This is a genomic window from Halomonas sp. TP35, assembly GCF_052375975.1.
GTDB lineage: Bacteria > Pseudomonadota > Gammaproteobacteria > Pseudomonadales > Halomonadaceae > Vreelandella > Vreelandella citrativorans.
The window spans coordinates 1-887 of the sequence record NZ_JBQSUZ010000043.1; the positions used below are offsets into that span (position 1 = coordinate 1).

Consider the following 887-nt stretch of genomic DNA (forward strand, 5'->3'; position numbering starts at 1 on the left):
TGCGGCAATGGTGCAGGAAGCTGTCCTGTCACTCTTGGAGCCCAGCTTGAGCTGGACGTACAGCGAGCACATGCTCGATGGCAGCCGAACTAGGCGACCTCGCCTTTTACCGCGTAACTCCAATTGCCCAATCTGTCATGATTGAGACGGAACTAACATTTACAGATAGTCAGGGCAGGCTACTTGTGGTTTTGCCTTCAGTTCTAAGTAGACTACTAAGCTATCGCCAGTTTAATTTGAGCAGCAACGAAGCCGCTGGTGTGCTCATTGGCGAGCGCCGCGGCTCGCACTTAGTAGTGCATCAAGTCTCGGAGCCGGGAAAAGGTGACATCAGACGTCGATGCTTTGTTGATCGCCGAGGGCCTCATCATCAAGTAGCCGTCGAAGGTGCCTTTTCACGTTCGTCCGGCCGTCTTCAGTACCTTGGAGAATGGCACACCCATCCTGAGGATATTCCCTCTCCGTCTTCAACCGATTTAAATTCATGGAAACGATATCTGGTTGCTGATGAACCCATGGTCTTGCTGATAGTGGGTAGGAAAGAAATATGGGCTGCAAAAAAACTTAATGCAAAAGTCATTCCGCTTCTCAATATTCGCTAAAAATTTTAGGGCTCAGCTATTAACGTAACCTAATGTTAAATACCCTTCCAACTGCCTTTATTCCAATGTGTAAAGAAAATTTCAATTGAAACGTTCAATGCATCGATATTCATCAATTAATATTTGGAGAATTTATGTCTCAATATTGGCGTGACCGTGTAATCCCCCCGGAAATCCGAAGCGGCTATAAGTAGAAAATTCCGATAAAATGAGCGTAAGGAGTTTTCCATGAGAAAGTCACGATTTACCGATAGTCAGATTCTCTCCATCCTCAAGCAAGCCGAC

The 887-nt window shown here is 46.2% G+C and carries 1 protein-coding gene; it reads left to right on the forward strand.

Annotation, left to right across the window (positions count from 1 at the left end):
* Positions 1–77: 77 nt before the first annotated feature.
* Positions 78–602 (forward strand): CBASS system CD-NTase/cGAS isopeptidase Cap3, encoded by a 525-nt coding sequence (gene cap3, locus ACT3RU_RS17965; RefSeq protein ID WP_225733952.1) that lies wholly within the window; start codon positions 78–80, stop codon positions 600–602.
* Positions 603–887: the final 285 nt, after the last annotated feature.

Excerpts from the sequence above, each read along its gene's own strand:
- cap3 (WP_225733952.1), top strand. The coding sequence starts at position 78 with ATGGCAGCCGAACTAGGCGACCTCGCCTTTTACCGCGTAACTCCAATT.